Annotated in this window: 19 protein-coding genes and 1 riboswitch; of the genes, 13 read left to right on the plus strand and 6 right to left on the minus strand. The window is 50.2% G+C overall.

The genetic code is table 11. From position 1 onward, the window contains the following. Positions 1 to 26: 26 nt before the first annotated feature. Positions 27 to 260, minus strand: a complete 234-nt coding sequence (locus tag ACHZA1_RS09485; RefSeq protein WP_320051634.1) for a hypothetical protein — start codon at positions 258 to 260, stop codon at positions 27 to 29. Positions 261 to 477: 217 nt separating this feature from the next. On the opposite strand from ACHZA1_RS09485, the gene ACHZA1_RS09490 reads away from it, so the two are divergent. The 9 genes from ACHZA1_RS09490 (at position 478) to ACHZA1_RS09530 (ending at position 8910) form a co-directional block, all read left to right on the plus strand. Continuing rightward, positions 478 to 831 carry a YraN family protein gene (locus ACHZA1_RS09490; RefSeq protein ID WP_320051635.1) on the plus strand — a complete coding sequence of 118 codons (354 nt, stop codon included), beginning with the start codon at positions 478 to 480 and terminating at the stop codon, positions 829 to 831. Positions 832 to 876: 45 nt separating this feature from the next. After that, positions 877 to 1227, plus strand: a complete 351-nt coding sequence (locus tag ACHZA1_RS09495; RefSeq protein ID WP_320051636.1) for an MmcQ/YjbR family DNA-binding protein — start codon at positions 877 to 879, stop codon at positions 1225 to 1227. 259 nt (positions 1228 to 1486) lie between these two features. Next, a complete protein-coding gene (locus tag ACHZA1_RS09500) occupies positions 1487 to 2686 on the plus strand; it encodes a hypothetical protein (protein WP_320051637.1) in 1200 nt (399 codons plus the stop codon). A 72-nt stretch (positions 2687 to 2758) separates the two neighbouring features. Next, the gene (locus ACHZA1_RS09505; protein ID WP_320051638.1) at positions 2759 to 4816 is read left to right on the plus strand and encodes a hypothetical protein; all 2058 of its coding nucleotides are present in this window, start codon (positions 2759 to 2761) and stop codon (positions 4814 to 4816) included. Positions 4817 to 4881: 65 nt separating this feature from the next. Continuing rightward, positions 4882 to 6084, plus strand: coding sequence for an L-serine ammonia-lyase (locus tag ACHZA1_RS09510; protein WP_320051639.1), 1203 nt, complete (start codon positions 4882 to 4884; stop codon positions 6082 to 6084). 28 nt (positions 6085 to 6112) lie between these two features. Next, positions 6113 to 7045, plus strand: a complete 933-nt coding sequence (locus ACHZA1_RS09515; protein ID WP_320051640.1) for a 2-dehydropantoate 2-reductase — start codon at positions 6113 to 6115, stop codon at positions 7043 to 7045. Positions 7046 to 7166: 121 nt separating this feature from the next. Next, a complete protein-coding gene (locus tag ACHZA1_RS09520) occupies positions 7167 to 8093 on the plus strand; it encodes a DUF898 family protein (protein ID WP_320051641.1) in 927 nt (308 codons plus the stop codon). An 81-nt stretch (positions 8094 to 8174) separates the two neighbouring features. Further along, the gene (crcB, locus tag ACHZA1_RS09525; RefSeq protein ID WP_320051642.1) at positions 8175 to 8552 is read left to right on the plus strand and encodes a fluoride efflux transporter CrcB; all 378 of its coding nucleotides are present in this window, start codon (positions 8175 to 8177) and stop codon (positions 8550 to 8552) included. A gap of 1 nt (position 8553) precedes the next feature. Beyond that, entirely contained in the window at positions 8554 to 8910 is a 357-nt protein-coding gene (locus ACHZA1_RS09530) for a DUF190 domain-containing protein (protein ID WP_320051643.1), read from the plus strand. Between the two features lie 406 nt (positions 8911 to 9316). On the opposite strand, the gene ACHZA1_RS09535 is transcribed toward ACHZA1_RS09530, so the two are convergent. From ACHZA1_RS09535 to ACHZA1_RS09550, 4 genes are all read right to left on the minus strand, one after another. Beyond that, entirely contained in the window at positions 9317 to 10960 is a 1644-nt protein-coding gene (locus ACHZA1_RS09535) for an alpha-amylase family glycosyl hydrolase (protein ID WP_320051644.1), read from the minus strand. A 191-nt stretch (positions 10961 to 11151) separates the two neighbouring features. Further along, entirely contained in the window at positions 11152 to 12225 is a 1074-nt protein-coding gene (locus ACHZA1_RS09540; RefSeq protein WP_320051645.1) for a DUF6340 family protein, read from the minus strand. Between the two features lie 93 nt (positions 12226 to 12318). Next, the gene (locus tag ACHZA1_RS09545; RefSeq protein WP_320051646.1) at positions 12319 to 12609 is read right to left on the minus strand and encodes a TfoX/Sxy family protein; all 291 of its coding nucleotides are present in this window, start codon (positions 12607 to 12609) and stop codon (positions 12319 to 12321) included. Positions 12610 to 12915: 306 nt separating this feature from the next. Further along, entirely contained in the window at positions 12916 to 13599 is a 684-nt protein-coding gene (locus ACHZA1_RS09550; RefSeq protein WP_320051647.1) for a phosphoribosyltransferase family protein, read from the minus strand. A 99-nt stretch (positions 13600 to 13698) separates the two neighbouring features. Between ACHZA1_RS09550 and ACHZA1_RS09555 the strand changes: the two genes are divergently transcribed. The 4 genes from ACHZA1_RS09555 (at position 13699) to ribB (ending at position 15979) form a co-directional block, all read left to right on the plus strand. Then, a complete protein-coding gene (locus ACHZA1_RS09555; protein ID WP_320051648.1) occupies positions 13699 to 14166 on the plus strand; it encodes a hypothetical protein in 468 nt (155 codons plus the stop codon). An 83-nt stretch (positions 14167 to 14249) separates the two neighbouring features. Continuing rightward, complete coding sequence (locus ACHZA1_RS09560; RefSeq protein ID WP_320051649.1) at positions 14250 to 14729, plus strand: VOC family protein; 480 nt, start codon at positions 14250 to 14252, stop codon at positions 14727 to 14729. Positions 14730 to 14834: 105 nt separating this feature from the next. Then, positions 14835 to 15047, plus strand: a complete 213-nt coding sequence (locus ACHZA1_RS09565) for a DUF2892 domain-containing protein (RefSeq protein WP_320051650.1) — start codon at positions 14835 to 14837, stop codon at positions 15045 to 15047. A 71-nt stretch (positions 15048 to 15118) separates the two neighbouring features. Next, positions 15119 to 15240: riboswitch (FMN riboswitch) on the plus strand. 94 nt (positions 15241 to 15334) lie between these two features. Continuing rightward, entirely contained in the window at positions 15335 to 15979 is a 645-nt protein-coding gene (gene ribB / locus ACHZA1_RS09570) for a 3,4-dihydroxy-2-butanone-4-phosphate synthase (protein ID WP_320051651.1), read from the plus strand. 527 nt (positions 15980 to 16506) lie between these two features. Here the strand turns inward: ribB and ACHZA1_RS09575 are convergent. Further along, positions 16507 to 16707: a hypothetical protein gene (locus tag ACHZA1_RS09575; protein ID WP_320051652.1), complete on the minus strand. Its 201-nt coding sequence runs from the start codon at positions 16705 to 16707 to the stop codon at positions 16507 to 16509. Between the last annotated feature and the right edge of the window lie 87 nt (positions 16708 to 16794).

A 16794-nucleotide genomic window follows, 5' to 3' on the forward strand; every position in this document is an offset into this window, starting at 1 on the left:
TGGGATTTTTTATTTCGTTTGAGTAATTAAGACTTCTTCTCAGCCTTTTTCTCAGCGCAGCAAGCTTTCTTTTCTGCCTTCTTTTCAGCGCAAGCTTTCTTGCATTCTTTCTTTCCTTCAGTGCATTCTTTTTTATCTTTCTTGTCGCAGCACTTCTTTTCAGTCTTAGCAGCTTCTTTCTTAGCAGGTGCTTGAGGTGTTTGAGCAAATACAGCACCAGCAATTAAAAGAGACATAGCTAGAATAGCAATCTTCTTCATCTTGTTACATTTTTTAGTTGAAATTTGTATTATCTCGCAGGGGGCAATTTAGAAAAATTCCATTTAATTTTTTGTTGATTTATTCCTCCATTAACAAAACATTAACGACCTCTTCTGGGTTTGACTAGATATTCCTTGAAAACTAGGAGTATGACAGTACTAGTAATAGTTGTCATTTTACAACCTAAGCGATAGGAACCATAAATTGATTTTGAGTATGAATGAGCTAGGAGCAAAGGGCGAGGAGCTGGCAATGCTGCATCTTCGCGACAATGGCTTTAAGATCCTTTTCAAGAACTGGCGGTACGGTCACAAGGAGGTCGATATCATTGCCGAAAAGAACGATATGCTGCACTTTGTTGAGGTAAAAGCGCGGAGTCAGCATTTTCTCGAAGATCCTAAGCAGGCGGTGGTGCGAAAAAAGCAGAACAACATCATCCTTGCTGCCGATGCTTTTATGCAGCAGCGCAACGATGGTCGCGAGGCCAGCTTCGACATCGTGAGCATTGTTTTCTACAAGAACTATCACGAGTTGGAGTTTATCGAGAATGCCTTTGAGCCTAACTTCTGATAGAAGGGAAATGGTATATTTGCCGCATTGCTTTTACCGATTGAAATGAATATAGAGGAATTACGCGAATACTGTCTCTCCAAACCTGCCGTTACCGAATGCCTCCCATTCGATGAGGTTACGCTGGTATTTAAGGTTGCCAGCAAGATGTTTCTGCTTACCAAACTCGATGGAGATTTTAGCATCAACCTAAAAAATACTCCCGACAAGGTTATCGAGATGAAGGAGGAGCATTCGTCGGTGCTTCCCGGCTACCACATGAATAAAACCTACTGGGTAACCGTGCTGGTTGATGGCACCATCCCAGATGGCATTATCTATAGGTGGATTGACGAGTCGTACCTTGAAGTTGCATGCAAGCTTCCCAAGAAGGTTCGGAGTGAGCTAGGCATTTAATTGGGAAATGTTTAAGGTTTTTTTGTTAAAAGATGGAATTCTTAAAAATCAAGATTACTTTTGTGCATAAAGCCGATTAGATATAAAAACGACTCGATTTGGCGAGCTTGTCTATTCCTGCCAAAGAAAAGAAATTTAATCTAGTCGGCTTTTTTATTTATACCTCATCAGACCTCTTGCCTTACTACTAGGCCTACCAGTATTCCGAGGTTGTACTCCCCACAATAATTTCTATTTTTACGGCAACAGAATTACGATTATGAATCAGTACACGCTCAAAGAGGTACGTGGAAAAGAGTTGGAAAAGACTTTTTTGCGCATGCCCCTTTTAATTTATAGGGATGATAAGATTTGGGTTCAACCTCTTGATAGCGATATAGAGGAGGTTTTTGATCCAAAAAGGAATAAGCGATTTAGAAAGGGAGAGGTAATCCGTTGGATTTTAGAGGATGAAAAGGGCGTTGCTGTTGGCCGCATTGCAGCCTTTGTCGATCCGGTAACCTTTAAGAAGGGAGAGCCGCCCGTTGGAGGCGTTGGTTTTTTCGAGTGCATCAATAGCCAAGCGGCAGCGAACATGCTCATAGATGCAGCCAAGCAGTGGTTGCAAGCAAAAGGAATGGAGGGAATGGATGGACCCGTGAACTTTGGCGACCGCGATCGTTGGTGGGGATGCCTAAGCGAAGGGTTTGTGGAGCCAACCTACTGTATGAACTACAATCCAGCCTACTACAACGATCTTTTCGAGGGGTATGGACTCCAAAACTACTTCAACCAGTACACTTACACCCGCCCGATTAGCTGCGAAGGGTTAGCCGAAGCCCTAGTTGAGCGAGGTATTCGTCTGGAGGCAAACCCTTCGTACCAGTTTACGCATGCAAACCTGAAAGATCTGGATAAGCTTGCCTACGATTTCAACGTGGTATTCAACAAGGCGTGGGGGAAGTATGTTGGTGCCGGTGATATGACTTTGGCCAACACCAAGCTGCTCATAAAGTCGATGAAGCCAATCCTCGACGAGAAGCTGCTTTACTTTGCCTACCACGAAGGGGAGCCCATTGGCTTTTTTATAATGATTCCAGACCTGAACCAAGTAGCAAGGCCGCTGAATGGCCGTTTCGACTGGTGGGGGAAGTTAAAATTCGTCTACTACCTTAAGGTAAGGCGCCGTGCTCGACGTGCTGTTGGCATCATTTTTGGGGTAGTCCCCGAGTTTCATGGTAAGGGCGTCGATGCTGGAATGATTAGGGCTTTTGGGCGTGTTGCCACATCCAGTACGTTTAGCTATAACGAGCTCGAGTTTAACTGGGTTGGCGATTTCAATCCGGTAATGATGAGGTTGATGACACAAATTGGCTGTACTATTCGCAAAAGGCATATTACCTACCGGATGTGGTTCGATCCAAGTAAACCATTTGAGCGTTGCCCTAAGTTTGGAAGAGAGAAGAAGGTGAAGGAATAGGTTTAGAGCAGCCTATTTGCCTCATTAATGACAGCTGAACCTTTGAGTTTTCAGCCTAAAAGTTTAATCGTAATGAAGAAGTTACTAGTTGCAGCACTACTCGTTTTTGCAGCATCGTGCGGCTATGCGCAGCGCGATATCGTCACAAAGCTTTGCTTTGCTGATTCTGTGAAGTATCCTTTTAGTAGTGAGTGGCAATACCTTTCTACTGACATCTACCTCTTGAACGGGGATCGGTTTAGCAAGCTCATAAATGAGATCAACTTCGAGAACCCAAAAGGCAAAGGCTTTTTTAAGCGGGGGATTGATGAGGAGAAGCTGGAGTATCTTTTCATTACGGCGCAACTTAAGGATGTAAAGTTCTTTGGTGACAAGGATATCGCCTATCCAATCTACAATTTTCAGATAAATAGGGATAAGGATAACAAGTACCAAACGTTTGTGAGCGATAAGATCGATAAGATCCGAATTATCGACAACCTTCCGCTCTACTCCGCTTCCGATAAGATTGATGCTGACATAAAGGTTCGAGCTATCACCACCAACCAGCGCGATCAAATGGTATCGTTGGTGGCAACTCAGCTTCAGAACATTTCGAAGATACCGACTCCAACAGCCGCAGTATTCTCGCTTTTACGCGAGTTTGGTAATTTCTTGGAGGCTAACTCGAAACGAAAGGAGTACAGATTCAGCACGACCATCCGCCTTTTTGAGCAGAAAAACTTTGATACTCGTCTTCATTCAATAAAAATTTATGCGCTTAACACGGAGAATAGCCGACCAATTCTCCTTAATACCGAAGCGCTAAAGTCGTTTCTTGATACTACTGCAAATCCTGACATTACCCGCGAGAGCTTGATTCAGATGCTAGGCTACAAGCAGTATCCGCTCATCGTTGTTGCCAACTACAAGTCGCTTTACAAGATGGAGCAGATTCGTGGTGATGAGGTGAATCAGTCGAACATCGACAAGCGCAAGCTACGCATCGAGAACGACTATAAGGCGGGGCTGATTAATGATGAGACCTACCGTCAGGAGAAGGATTTTATTAGCTTCCTAACCGTATTCGCCAATCTTAAGGGCATGATGGAGGTGTATAGCCTTAACTTCCGAATGGGCAACCCAGATGCCATTACCAACGGGTTGATTAAGGTTATGCAGGGCTACCGCCAGCTGTTGAAACTCTACGACGAGGTGGAGTATAAGTATAGGACAAACAGTACCTTCCTCACCGTATTTAAATCGGAGTACACCTCAATCCTTGGTTTTGCCAGTCTTTACCTAGAAGACGATCAGAACCTGAAGCAAACCAAGAATATGGTTAAAACCATGGTTGCCTTGGAAAAGGATATGAAGCTAACCGATCCTTACGTATGCGAGAATAGCCTTCGCAGCCTTCGCTTCTCTGATATCTTTAAGCGCTCGAACTTAGAGCAAACCTTGGAAGGTCAGATCATCCTAAGCCAAATTGCACAGTTCGAAAAGTTTTTGTTGGATAAGAGTTTCACGGCAGATATTTCCAAACTAAGGGGGACTAAATCGATACCTCAGAATATCTCGGCACCTGAAAAGCTGAAGGAGAAGGCAAACAATACGGTTTGCGTTATTTGTCGCGAGCAGGCGTTGGCTGCTGTAAAGGATTTCTACGATGGGCTGAACCAGAGCTATAAGGTTGCCGCACTTCAGAAGCGCGATAGCTTGGCAATGGTGGTGGAGAATAAGCTCTACGGATATATAGAGAAGACGGAGTTGATGGAGAAGAACATAAAGGCACAGTATGGCGATTCGCTTCCTGCCAGCGTCTCGTTTCTTCGTACCAAACTGCTTGAGGTTAAGCGCGACATGGGCAACCTGAACGACTTTGCCAAGACGAACATTGCCGATAAGTCGTTGGATATTATCAACGAGGTAAACAGTAAACTTCAGAGCTACATCCTCTCTATTGAGGAGAATCTACAGTATATTACCGAAAAGCGCCCTGATTTCTTTAAGCCAGTACCTAAAGATGCACCAAAGCAGGAAAAAGCAGCTGCTACATCAGTAGAAGAGAAGCCAAAGACCGAAGAGGTTGCCAAACCTGTTGTGAGCACCGTGGGAACCGTTGAGGATCAAAATACGAAGAAAGAGTAATCATATCCTATAAAAGGTTTTGGCTTACCTTTGCAGGACATAATAGCATAGAAAAGACACCGCACATGCAGTCGATCAGAGAGATTTTTAAGGTAGGATATGGACCATCGAGCAGCCATACCATAGCACCGGGGAGGGCAGCAACCATCTTTAGCAGCAAGAATCCAAATGCCAAAAAGTTTAAGGTTACCCTTTACGGAAGCCTTGCCGCAACAGGTGTTGGGCACCATACCGATAAGGCTATCCTAAAGGAGCTCATGCCCAAGGAGGTTCAGTTTGTTTGGAAGCCCGATATTTTTTTGGAGGAGCATTCCAATGGGATGGAGATCGTTGCTTTCGATATAAACAATCAGATACTTGATTCGTGGCGTGTATTCAGCGTTGGTGGTGGCGACTTGATGGACGACAAGGGATTGCTGAATGACAAGGAGGTCTACCCTCATCATCTGCTCTCTGAGATTATGGAATGGTGCCGTACCGAAGGAAAAACGTTCTGGGAGTACGTAGAGGATTATGAAGGTCCAGGAATCTGGGATTTCCTTGCAGAGATATGGGAGGTAATGAAGGATACCGTTCGTAGAGGTATCGATAACGAGGGGGTACTCCCTGGTCCAATTAAGTTGCAGCGTAAGGCATCATCACAATTCATAAGAGCCACTAAGTCTTCGGGAACAATGAAGAACATGGGGCTGCTATTCGCATTTGCGCTGGCAGTTTCGGAGGAGAATGCCGCAGGGGCGAAGGTGGTTACCGGACCAACCTGTGGTGCCGCAGGTGTTCTTCCAGGTGTGCTCTTCTACCTGAATCGCGACGAGAATCTTTCGGAGCATAAAATACTGCGTGGGCTAGCCACTGCTGCTCTTATAGGAAACATTGTAAAGCATAACGCATCGATATCGGGTGCCGAGGTAGGATGTCAGGGCGAAGTGGGTACGGCTTGCGCTATGGCTGCTGCCGCTATGGCACAAATCCTAGGCGGAACGATTACTCAGATTGAGTATGCTGCCGAGATGGGATTCGAGCACAACCTTGGGCTTACCTGCGACCCTGTAATGGGGTACGTTCAGATTCCCTGCATCGAGCGGAATGCTATTGCGGCGGGTAAGGCGTACCAGTGCGCCTCGTACGCGCTGTTCTCCGATGGCGGGCATAAGATACCATTCGACCAGGTGGTAAAAACTATGGCTGAAACGGGCAACGATATCCAGGTTGCCTACCGCGAGACTGGTATCGGAGGGTTGGCTAAGAACTGGGAAGGATTCTCCTAGAAGATCATCACTAAAAATTATCTGTCAGATGAAATTTGCCATTGTCGGTACTGGAGGTGTTGGCGGCTACTTTGGAGCAAAGCTAGCGGCAGCAGGTTACGATGTAACCTTCATCGCTCGTGGCGAGCATTTACGGGCAATCCAAACCAACGGATTGCGGGTTAAGAGCATCAATGGAGATTTTACGGTAAAGTCAGCCAAGGCTACCAGCAGCATTGCGGAGGTTGGTGTGGTTGATGTGGTGTTTGTCTGCCTAAAGGCTTGGCAGGTTCGTGATATGGCTCCCCAGCTTAAGCCAATGATTGGCGATAGCACGGTTGTTATCCCCCTTCAGAATGGGGTGATGGCTACCGATGAGCTGCGCGAGGTGCTTGGCGAGCGAGCGGTGATTCGGGGGCTTTGCCGAATCTTCAGCAAGGTAGAGTCGTATGGGGTGATTCACCATTTTGGCATCGACCCAACCGTCATCTTTGGGGAGAATAGCAACGAGCAAACCGATAGGGTTCTCCGTATCAAGGGAGCCTTTGATAGGGCAGGTGTGACGGCTGTAATACCACGCGACATTGAGGTTGAGGCGTGGAAGAAGTTCCTGTTCATCTGCAGCAGCGGGCTGCTTGCGGTATGCCGATCTTCGTATGGGGCGGTTAGAGAACTTCCTGAAACCCGACAAATGCTCGTCGATCTTTTTACCGAAACGTACCATGTTGCCAAGGCAAAGGGGGTTAACCTGAAGCCGGACATCATTGACAAGACAATGGCGATGATCGATACCTTTGACTACGAAACCACCTCGTCGCTTACGCGCGATGTGATGGAGGGTAAGCCTTCGGAAATTGAGTACCAAAACGGGACGGTTGTACGGCTGGGCGAGAAGTACGGCGTGCCAACTCCGGTGAACCGCTTCGTGTACAGCTGCATTCTTCCGATGGAGCAAAGGGCGCGGCTGCTTCAGGCGAAGTAGGGGTTCGTCAATCTTTTTTTACCTGTTTATTTGCGCGTTCGGCTGTTGGTGCGGGTTAAATGGTTATTTTAGCATCAAATTTAATACTAGATAATCTTTTGACTTCAATGACTCAAAAGCCATGAAAAACTATCTATCTTTTCACCTAGACGGCAAGCAGCTTTTTCCGTACTGGATTTCGACCTATATCTTAGGTATCGTTCTTGTTATTATCTACAGTATTCGTTCGAAGGCAATCCTTAATGGCGATAATTCGTTTGGAACTTCGGTGATGCTGGTGCTGACTTTTCTGCTGCTGGTGGGCGTTATTTACATCTTCTACTACTACGTCCTAAAATTTACTACCGATAACACCGAGTACCAGGGTGAGCGGCTGGCAACGTCGTATACCATATCCGAGTTTTTGAGGACGTTTGTTCTTGGCACGTTCCTGTCCCTTATCACCCTTGGGATCTACCTTCCCTGGTTTGTTCAGCGGCTGATGGTCTTCTTTATCGAGGGATCGAGCTACAAGGGCGTTCGCTACAAGTTCGATGGCGATGGGCTTACCCTGTTTGGAATTTTCACCCTGCTGATGGTGGTGCCAATTATGGCGATATCCTTTCTCGCTATAGCGCTCTACGGCGTACAGAGCGTGGAGGAGGGCATTCTCCTAAACGTGTACCAGCTGGTGGCTTTGGCTCCGCTGTACACCCTGCTGCTTAAGTGGATGGTAAACGGCAGCTACAACGGCTACCGCATTTCGCTAAAGGTGGACTTCTTCCGCTTTATGGGCTTCATATTCCTGCACCTGCTGCTCACCGTGATTACGGTTGGCATCTACTTCCCGCTGTTCTACCTGAAGATCTACAAGTACGTGCTATCGCATACCAGCTGCGAGAATGCGGCTGGCGATAGGGTGGCGCTCGACTACGACCTGGAACAAGGAGGCGACTTTATGCTCATCTGGGGGCAGCTGCTGCTCACCATTGTAACCTTGGGCATCTATCTGCCTTGGGCCTACACAAGAATAACGGAAAGAGTTTTCTCGAAGACCTCGCTCGAGTAAGCTATATTATCAGCTAAAAGGATGGAGTTTTCCATCCTTTTTATGTAAGCTGCCATTTTGTACGATAACCGGTAATCCGCAATGTTTCGAATTCTTCTAATTATTGGCGCCGGAGGTTTTTTGGGAAGCGTATCGCGCTACCTGCTGTCGCGCTACGTGCAGCAGGCGGTGCTCTCGCCCTTTCCGTACGGCACGTTCTGGGTTAACATCGCCGGATGCTTCCTGATCGGGCTGTTCTACGGCCTCTCGGAGCGCAGCGGGCTGATGTCCGACGAGCTGCGCCTCTTCCTTACCGTTGGCTTCTGCGGTGGGTTTACCACCTTCTCGACCTTCGCCAACGAGAACCTGGGCCTCCTCCGGGATGGGGCCTTTCTCTACTTTGCCGCTTACACCGCGCTAAGCGTGTTTCTGGGTTTGGTAGCCGTTTACCTGGGCAATTTAGCCACAAAACTTTTCTAGGATGAAGCAAGAACCAGCCGTGCTGATGCGCATCTACGTTAGCAGCACCGACAAGATCGACCACAAGCCGCTGTACGAGGCCATCGTTTTCTTCGCAAAGCAGAATGGGCTGCAAGGCGCTACGGTGCTGAAGGGGATGATGGGGTTTGGCCCGAGCAGCAAGATCATCTCGGCCAGCATGTGGGAGGTCACCGAGAAGCTGCCCATCGTGGTGGAAATTGTCGACCAGCCCGAGAAGGTCCACCTCTTTGCCGACCTGCTGATGCCGATGCTTGAAAAATCAGAAAAGGGCTTTATGGTTACCTACACCAATATCGAGATTGCGATGGCCGGTGTGGGTAAATCCAAGAAGAGGTAGCCCCCCAGCAGGTTCAATGGCCTACGCCAACCAGCCTTAGGGGCGAACGCTTACCCCCGAATAGGCCTCGTTACCCCTTGCCGAGGCCTTGCGACCCCTCACGGAGGGCTCGTTACCCCTCGTTGAGGCCTCTCGACCCCTAGCTGAGGGCTCACGACCCCTCTTCGAGGCCATGCGAGGCCTCGGTAAGGTCTCACGACCCCTCGGCGAGGGCAACGTTGGCCTCGAAGAGGCCTCGCAAGGCCTCCTTAAGGGGGACCGACCCCTGTCCGAGGGGTCACGAGGCCTGCCAAGGTAGGATTTTGGGCTTCCTGAACCCCTAGGGCGACCTCAAAAACAGGGAAAGGGCCTGCTGAACCTCATCAGCAAGCCCTTTGGGGTATTCCTTAGAAATATATTCCTTTCGTTAGTTCATCTCCGCTACAATCGATGAGTATTCGGGAAGCGTCACCGTATAGGTGCTGCCGCTAAGCGTTACCTTCGCCCCGCCCTGCTGGGCAACGGGCGCCTTAATGCCGGAGAGGTTTAGCGCCTTTACGATGGTGGCCAAGCTCACCGTTTTGGAGGTCGACCCGAAGTTGTGCATCACCAGCAGCTTCTCGCCATCCTTTTGGCGGAGGTAGTACACCAGCTCGTTGTCGGGTTGGCTGTCGATGTCGCCGTAGGCGAGCGTGCCCGAGGCCAGCGCGGGGTAGGTGTTGCGCAGCTCGAGGAACTTCTTGTACATGGCGTATATCGATGTTGCATCGCCCTGCTGCTGGGCAAGCGGCGTAACGGTTGCGTTGGTGGAGAAGGTTGGCGTGCGCCAGGTGGTGCGGTAGGTATCCGTGCCCAGCATCCAGAGGAAGGGTTCGCGGACATTCTCGTCGCCGGAGGCCTTGAGGCCCTTCATGCCAATCTCCTCGCCGTAGTAGATGTAGGGCTGCCCGGGCATGGTAAGTAGCACCGCTGCGGCCACCTTGGCCCTACCCATCACCGAGCCCAACGTGCTAAGGACTCTATCCTCGTCGTGGTTGGAGAGCTTTGTGGCGTTCGTGTAGGTTGATGAGTAGCCGTTGTAGCTGTTCAGGATATCCTGAAAGTCCTTGGGGTACCACTTGGCGTAGGTGGTGGTGTTGAGGAATTCGGTGAGCTTCCAGTAGGCCTTAAAGTTGAAGAGCGCGGGTAGCGAGCCGAAGTAGGGGGCAACCACAGGGGCATCGTCGAGCACCTCGCCCACCAGGTACACGCTGGGCTTGTACGCCTTCATCGTGTTGGCGAAGCTCTTCCAGAAGGCGTACCCGTCGGCAGCCTTGGGGTCCTGCCAGGCGTGCTTAACGGCGTCGAGGCGGAAGCCGTCTACCCCCTTGTCGAGCCAGAACTTGGCGGCATCGTTTATCGCATTCACCACATCGGGGTTGGCGAGGTTGAGGTCGGGCATCTGATCCCAAAATGCGTTGTAGTAGCTGTAGCCATCGCCGTTGCTGTGCCACTCGCTGGCGTTGTAGGTAGATACGGTTGGCACCTTGCCCGAGCTGATCCACTCCTGAATGGAGCCGGTGGGCGCAAAGAGGTACCAGCTGCGGTGGGCGCTGGTGGGCGAGCTCTTGGCATCGACAAACCAGGGGTGCTGGCTGGAGGTATGGTTAATCACAAAGTCGATAATCACCTTTATATTTTGCCTTTTGGCTTCGGCCAGCAGCGCCTCGAAGTCGGCCATGGTGCCAAACTGGGGGTTGGTGGCCTTGTAGTCGGTAACGTCGTAGCCGTGGTACGATGGCGAAGGGTTCATGGGGGTTAGCCAGATGCCCGATATCCCGAGGGAGTGGAGGTAGGCCAGCTTTTCGGTTATCCCCTTAAAGTCGCCAATGCCATCGCCGTTGCCGTCGGCAAACGAGCGGACAAAGATCTCGTAGAACACGTCGCCACGGTTTTGTCCATCCCATGTTCGCTGCTGAAAGCCAACTTCTGTTCCCGAATCCGGTGGGGTAGGCGTTACGCTGTCGTCCTTCTTCGAGCAGCTCGCCAGAATTACGGCGAAAAGCGCCAGTATAAGTATCCTAGTTTTCATCTGGTTTGTTCGTTTATTTTGGCCAAAGATGAATCAAAAATCAGACGAAAAGATCGGGGGCTCCTACTTTAGCGGCGCGGCATGACAGAAAGCAGCTGGCGCAATGCCAATGGCACGCCAGCCTGTGTAAACGGCGCGAAAAGAAAAGGCCACCGTTGCTGGGTGGCCGCTCTGCTGAGGTGGTGTACCGCTTATTTTTCGGATGGATTCTGCTGCTGTAGGCGCTGGTGGTCGGCAATAAGGCCGTCGATAATCTGCGAGTACTGTAGCGCCCGCCTGTCGCCCCCCTCGGTGTACGAGGTAACGATCCACTTCTTGGCATTCGCGTAATCGCCCAGCACCTCGTTGGCCAGCGCTAGGTTGTAGGCAATAGCCCCCCGCTCCTTAGGCTTAAAGGCGCTGTTGTAGGCGCGTAGCCAGGCATCGGCGGCAGCCTCCCAGTCCTTGGTGAGCGCCAGCCTCTCGGCTTTTACCGATTCGGGATTCTTCCCCTTAAACATCAGGCGGTGCTCCCAGTAGCTCATTGGGATGAGCTGCTTCGAGAAGTTGGTTCCCAAATCGCGGCTGACGTATACTACGGCATCGTTTCGCTTCAGCAGCTTCGAGGCAGCCTCGAGGTAGGTACGGGCGCTCTGCTTCCAAACGCGGCTGTGCCGGTAGGAGTTTTCGTAGATGATGGTATGGCTGCGGTTGTTGTAAATCCTGAACCCAGCGCGTGCCGAGGCAGTCCCCCCTGCGCTAAAGATCGGTTCGCCGGTAGGGTTGGTTAGCACCTTGTCGATGGTCTTGTTGGCCTTGTTCAGGTCCTCGAGGGTGTAGCCGGCATCGAAGTATTCGAGGGAGATCACGGCATCGGCACCGGTTTTTTGGCAGATCTCCCCAATGGTATTCCAGCTGAGGCACGAGCCAAACTCGGAGCTGATTAGGCTCCCGCTGAGCAGCTCGCGGTTGTACACGCTAACGTCGAAGCGGTTGCTGTTGCTCAGCCCCTGGTTGATGGCGCTGATGCATTCGCGCGAAAGCCTGATATCGCTGCCCGTCAGCTCGCTGGTAATGGTTCCTATGATATCGCCTTTAAGGGCGCTCTCCACCGCCGATTTCTGAATGGCAATCGAACGGTTTACGATGGCAAGCCGCTTAACCGACCTATCGACGTCGATGTTGGCTGGTCGAGCCGTTAGCACCTGCATGTTTCGGGTGCTGCTGCAGCCTGCTAGGAGCAAAACGCCAAGGAGAGCCGCCAGAAGCCTCAATCTCTTTCCCATAATCCCTTTATTTGAAGAGGCAAAGATACCTGCAATCGAGGAATAAGCGATCCTCGTAAAGAGCCCCACAGCTATTTTGTACGATATTGCGGCCTACCCGATGTTGGAGGTATTGCCATCGAGCATCCTCTTTGCCTGATGGTAAAATTCCTGCAGCTCCTGCTTTCGTTGGGGCGAGTGCTGGTTCCACTTAACGCCTTCGATGGCGCCGGATAGCCCGTAGAGGAGGCTAAGGCAGGCTCCCGGATCGATGGCTTGTAGCCGGAGGAAGGCTTGCTCTACGCCAGCCTCCTTTAACTCGGCTGCGCTGGTAATCCCAACCGTTACGAGCTTGGCTTCGGTGTCCTTACCGATGTTGGGCAGCTTGGAGAGGTCGCTTTTCATAACGAGGAATGAAGATTAATGGGAAGCAAAGATAAGCAAGCCGAAGTTTGGTAGCCATAGCCGTCATGCTAATCAGATGCATAGAACTATGTTTTTTGAAAAGAATAAGGATAGATATCATGCACCAGCGCATGATTGAAACTGTTTATCCCCTCCACGGGAGGGGTAGGGGTGGGTAAAGAACGCTTAGTGGAGTGATAAATATTGATCTAAACGAGCAAAACCCACCCCCTGCCCCCTCCCGTGGAGGGGATAGACCGCCCTGATTATGCGTTTGGGCTTTGAGAAGAATCCTTAGCAAGCATGCTACACCGTTCCAATAGAGGCGATGCTTACCCTGCAGGGCGCTGCATTAAGCAGCTCGGCAGCGCACGATTCGATGGTAGCGCCGGTGGTTATCACATCGTCGACAACAAGGATGTGCTTGCCCTCGATGAGCTGCGGCTGCACCACCTCGAAGATGGAGCGAACGTTTTGGAAGCGCTCCATTCGGTTCTTCTGGGTTTGGGTGGAGGTGTGCGTGTTGCGCCTAACTAGCGCTGGGGCCGATTTTGCCCCTAGCGCCTCGGCAACCCCGTTGGCAATGTAGTCGCTCTGGTTGTAGCCTCGCTTGCGGAGCTTCTTGGGGTGAAGCGGGATTGGAACAACGTAGTCGATGTCCGCATAAACCGGATTGGTTTTAAGGTGAAGCCCCAAGAGGTAGCCAAGCTTGAAGCCAACTTCCGTTCTGCCCTTATACTTCAGCTGGTGGATTAGCTTGCGCACCTTGGCTCCCTTGCGGAAGTGGAGGAGCGAGCAGCCTGCTGTTGCCTCAATCTGCCCCCAGAACTTTTGGGCAACCGGATTATCATCGTATTCCCAGTAGCGGGTGTAGGGCAGGCTTGCAACGCATTTGGTGCAGATGGTGGTTTCGCCTTTTAGGAGGGGAGCGCCGCACATCCGGCAGGTATGCGGGTAGAATAGGGCAATAAAATCGGAAATCCAGCTCATAGGCTTTCAAAGATTTTTGTAATCGCCTTTAAATTTACAGCTTATTGCGTTTTATTTATAGCTGAAAAAATCATATTTTACCATCAAAATTGATTTCATATGGAAAGATTCGCTATTCGGGCTTTAAAGTTTACCATCTTCTTCTACGTATCGATAAGTTTGATGATGATTTTGCTCTACTTTTTCCAGGGCGGTCAAGATATTTCGGTAGACGTTTTTATTCAGCAAATAGGTCTTTACAAGATGCTGATTTTTGGGCTTGCCTTTGGGTTAACCTACCCTTTTGTTGGTTTCGGGAAGCGCAAGGTGTACCTTAATAAGCCATTCGATCAGGAGAAAAGCGCTATTGTCGACATCATGGCGCAGTACGGCTACGAGCAAACCTACGAAACGGGGTCGTCGATATTCTTCCGTCCAAGCAACCGCCTAAAAAGGTTTCTCGATCAGTACGAGGATACCATCGAGGTGGAGCATCGCGAGAATCCAATCGTGGTAAAGGGGCTCCGTAAGCGGATTGTCCGTATCGGGCTTGCCGTAGAGGGCTATGTCCTTAACGAAAAAAGGTAGGAGCGGCATCAGAATACGTAAAACCTAGGTGAGCGCCTAGGTTTTTTGTTTAAGGGGACATCATCAAAAGTAAATAATGCGCTATGAACTTAGGAACCTGTAGCCCCGCTCTATTTGTGAAGGATATCGTGCGGTCGAAGGAGTTTTACGTTAACCAGCTTGGCTTTGCCGTGGAGTGCGACTTTGGTACGAACATCATCCTTAAGGGTGGGTTTGCACTATGGCAGGTAAAGGACGATCACCTGATACCCCAAACGCTGGGCGTTGCCAATACGCTAAACCGTTCGAGCAACCGCTTCGAGCTCTACTTCGAAACGGAGACTCTTCAGGAGGTTTACCAAACGCTGAAGGATGCCGGTGTTGACTTTCTGCACGAGGTGCACGAGGAGGAGTGGGGGCAGCACACCATCCGCTTCTTCGACCCCGACCGCCATCTTATCGAGGTTGGCGAAACGTTGAAGCAGCTGATTGTGCGGCTTCACGGCAGCGGGATAACGGCTGAGGAGGTATCGGCAAAAACTGGCATCGCACTGGATAAGGTGGTAAAGATGATTGCCGGCTAATTCTTTGGGATTGCAGCCTATAAAGGCGGACTCCCGCGAAACATATTGCTAGTAGCGATGTTCTAAAAGCAACCAATTTGATTGTTGAATCCTAAGCATTGAGCGATGAAGAAGAACATGGGAATCGTCGACAGGGTGGCGCGCCTTATTGCTGCTGTGGTTATCGTAATCCTTTACCTGAGCAACGTACTTATGGGGGCCATTGGAATACTCCTTCTGGTGCTAGCTGCCGTTTTTGTGGTTACCAGCATCGTGGGGAATTGCCCTCTGTACAGGGTATTCGGAATGGATACCTGCTCGTCGACGAAGAAGGAGTAAGCCGTAGCGCGCTGCCCGAACATAATCGCGAAAAAGTGCATCATCCCCAAAACTATTTATACATTTGCACCAGATTTCTTCGGGGCAGGGCGTAAATCCCTACCGGCGGTTACAGTCCGCGACTCCTCAATAGAGGACTGATTTGGTGAAACTCCAAAACCGACAGTTACAGTCTGGATGGTAGAAGAAGCAGCTGCTACGTGAGTATAACGTACGTATCTTACATATATGCCCCGAATGAGATTGGCTCGTTCGGGGCTTTTTTTGATGCATAAACTTTGAAAGATATGAAAGGATTAGCCGATTTTGGTGCTGACTACAGGGAGAGGGTGGAGAAGGCCATCGCCCTGCTGCAGCAGGGTAAGGGAATTCTACTGGTTGACGATGACGACCGCGAGAATGAGGGCGACATCATCTACGCCGCGCAGAACATGACCGCAGCCGATATGGCGCTGATGATCCGCGAGTGCAGCGGCATCGTGTGCCTCTGCGTTACGCCCGAGCGGGCAAAGGCGCTGGAGCTGCGCCCGATGGTTACCACCAACAGCAGCAAGAACCAAACCGCGTTCACCATCACCATAGAGGCTAAGGAGGGGGTAACCACAGGCGTTTCGGCAGCCGACCGCCTTACCACCATCCGCACCGCCATTGCCGATGGCGCTAAGCCCTCCGACCTGGCACATCCGGGCCACGTATTTCCGCTTATGGCAAAGCCCGGTGGCGTTTTCGAGCGCCGGGGGCATACCGAGGGATCTATCGACCTCGCCAAGCTGGCTGGGCTGGGCGACACCGCCGTGCTCTGCGAGCTTACCAACGAGGACGGAACCATGGCGCGCCTGCCCGAGGTGGCCGCATTCGCCGAGAAGCACCGCATGACGGTGGTCTCCATCGAGGATATCTGCCAGTACCGAAAGGATATTGAGGGAAAGTAGAAAGAGGTGTAGGGTAGCGTGCCCTGCTTGGTGAAGGCTTCACCCATGGATGTCAAGCTAAGAGTTGTATAGCTCCTTATTCTAGAAAGAAAGGGATGGATATTAAGCACTAGTGCATGATTGAAACTGTTTATCCCCTTCATGGGAGGGGTAGGGGTGGGTTTGCACGTTTAAAGCAACATTTTTCATTTCACTTAGCGTTCTTTACCCACCCCCTTCCCCCTCCAAGGAGGGGATAACGTGCTGCTATTTGGCGAAGTAGCAGTAATAACATTATTAACTTGACGGCTATGGGCACTTGTCTTCGCCATCCCCTTACAGTATAAAAAAGCCTACCTCGCAACAGGTAGGCTTTACGTTTTACTTCCAGCGGCTACTTTTTCAATGGTTGTCGGCTGAAATTATATCGGTGCCGATATAATTTCAATGGTCATCGGCTGAATTTGTATCGATGCCGATGTAATTTCAATGGTCATCGGCCGAATTTGTATCGGCGTCGATTGAATTTCAATGGTTGTCGACCAAATTTATATCGGCATCGATATAATTTCAATGGTTGTCGACCGAATTTGTATCGACGCCGATGTAATTTCAATGGTCATCGACCAAATTTGTATCGGTGCCGATATAATTTCAATAGTCGTCGACTGAATTTGTATCGGTGTCGATGTAATTTTAATGGTTGTCGACTGAATTTGTATCGATGACCATGTAATTTCAATGGTCATCGATTGAATTTATATTGATGTCGATGCAATTTCAGGGGAAGCAATCTGGACTTTCTGTTATCCCGCTTACTCAATCGGCTCCACCTC

The organism is uncultured Acetobacteroides sp., from assembly GCF_963667355.2.
Lineage (GTDB): Bacteria > Bacteroidota > Bacteroidia > Bacteroidales > ZOR0009 > Acetobacteroides.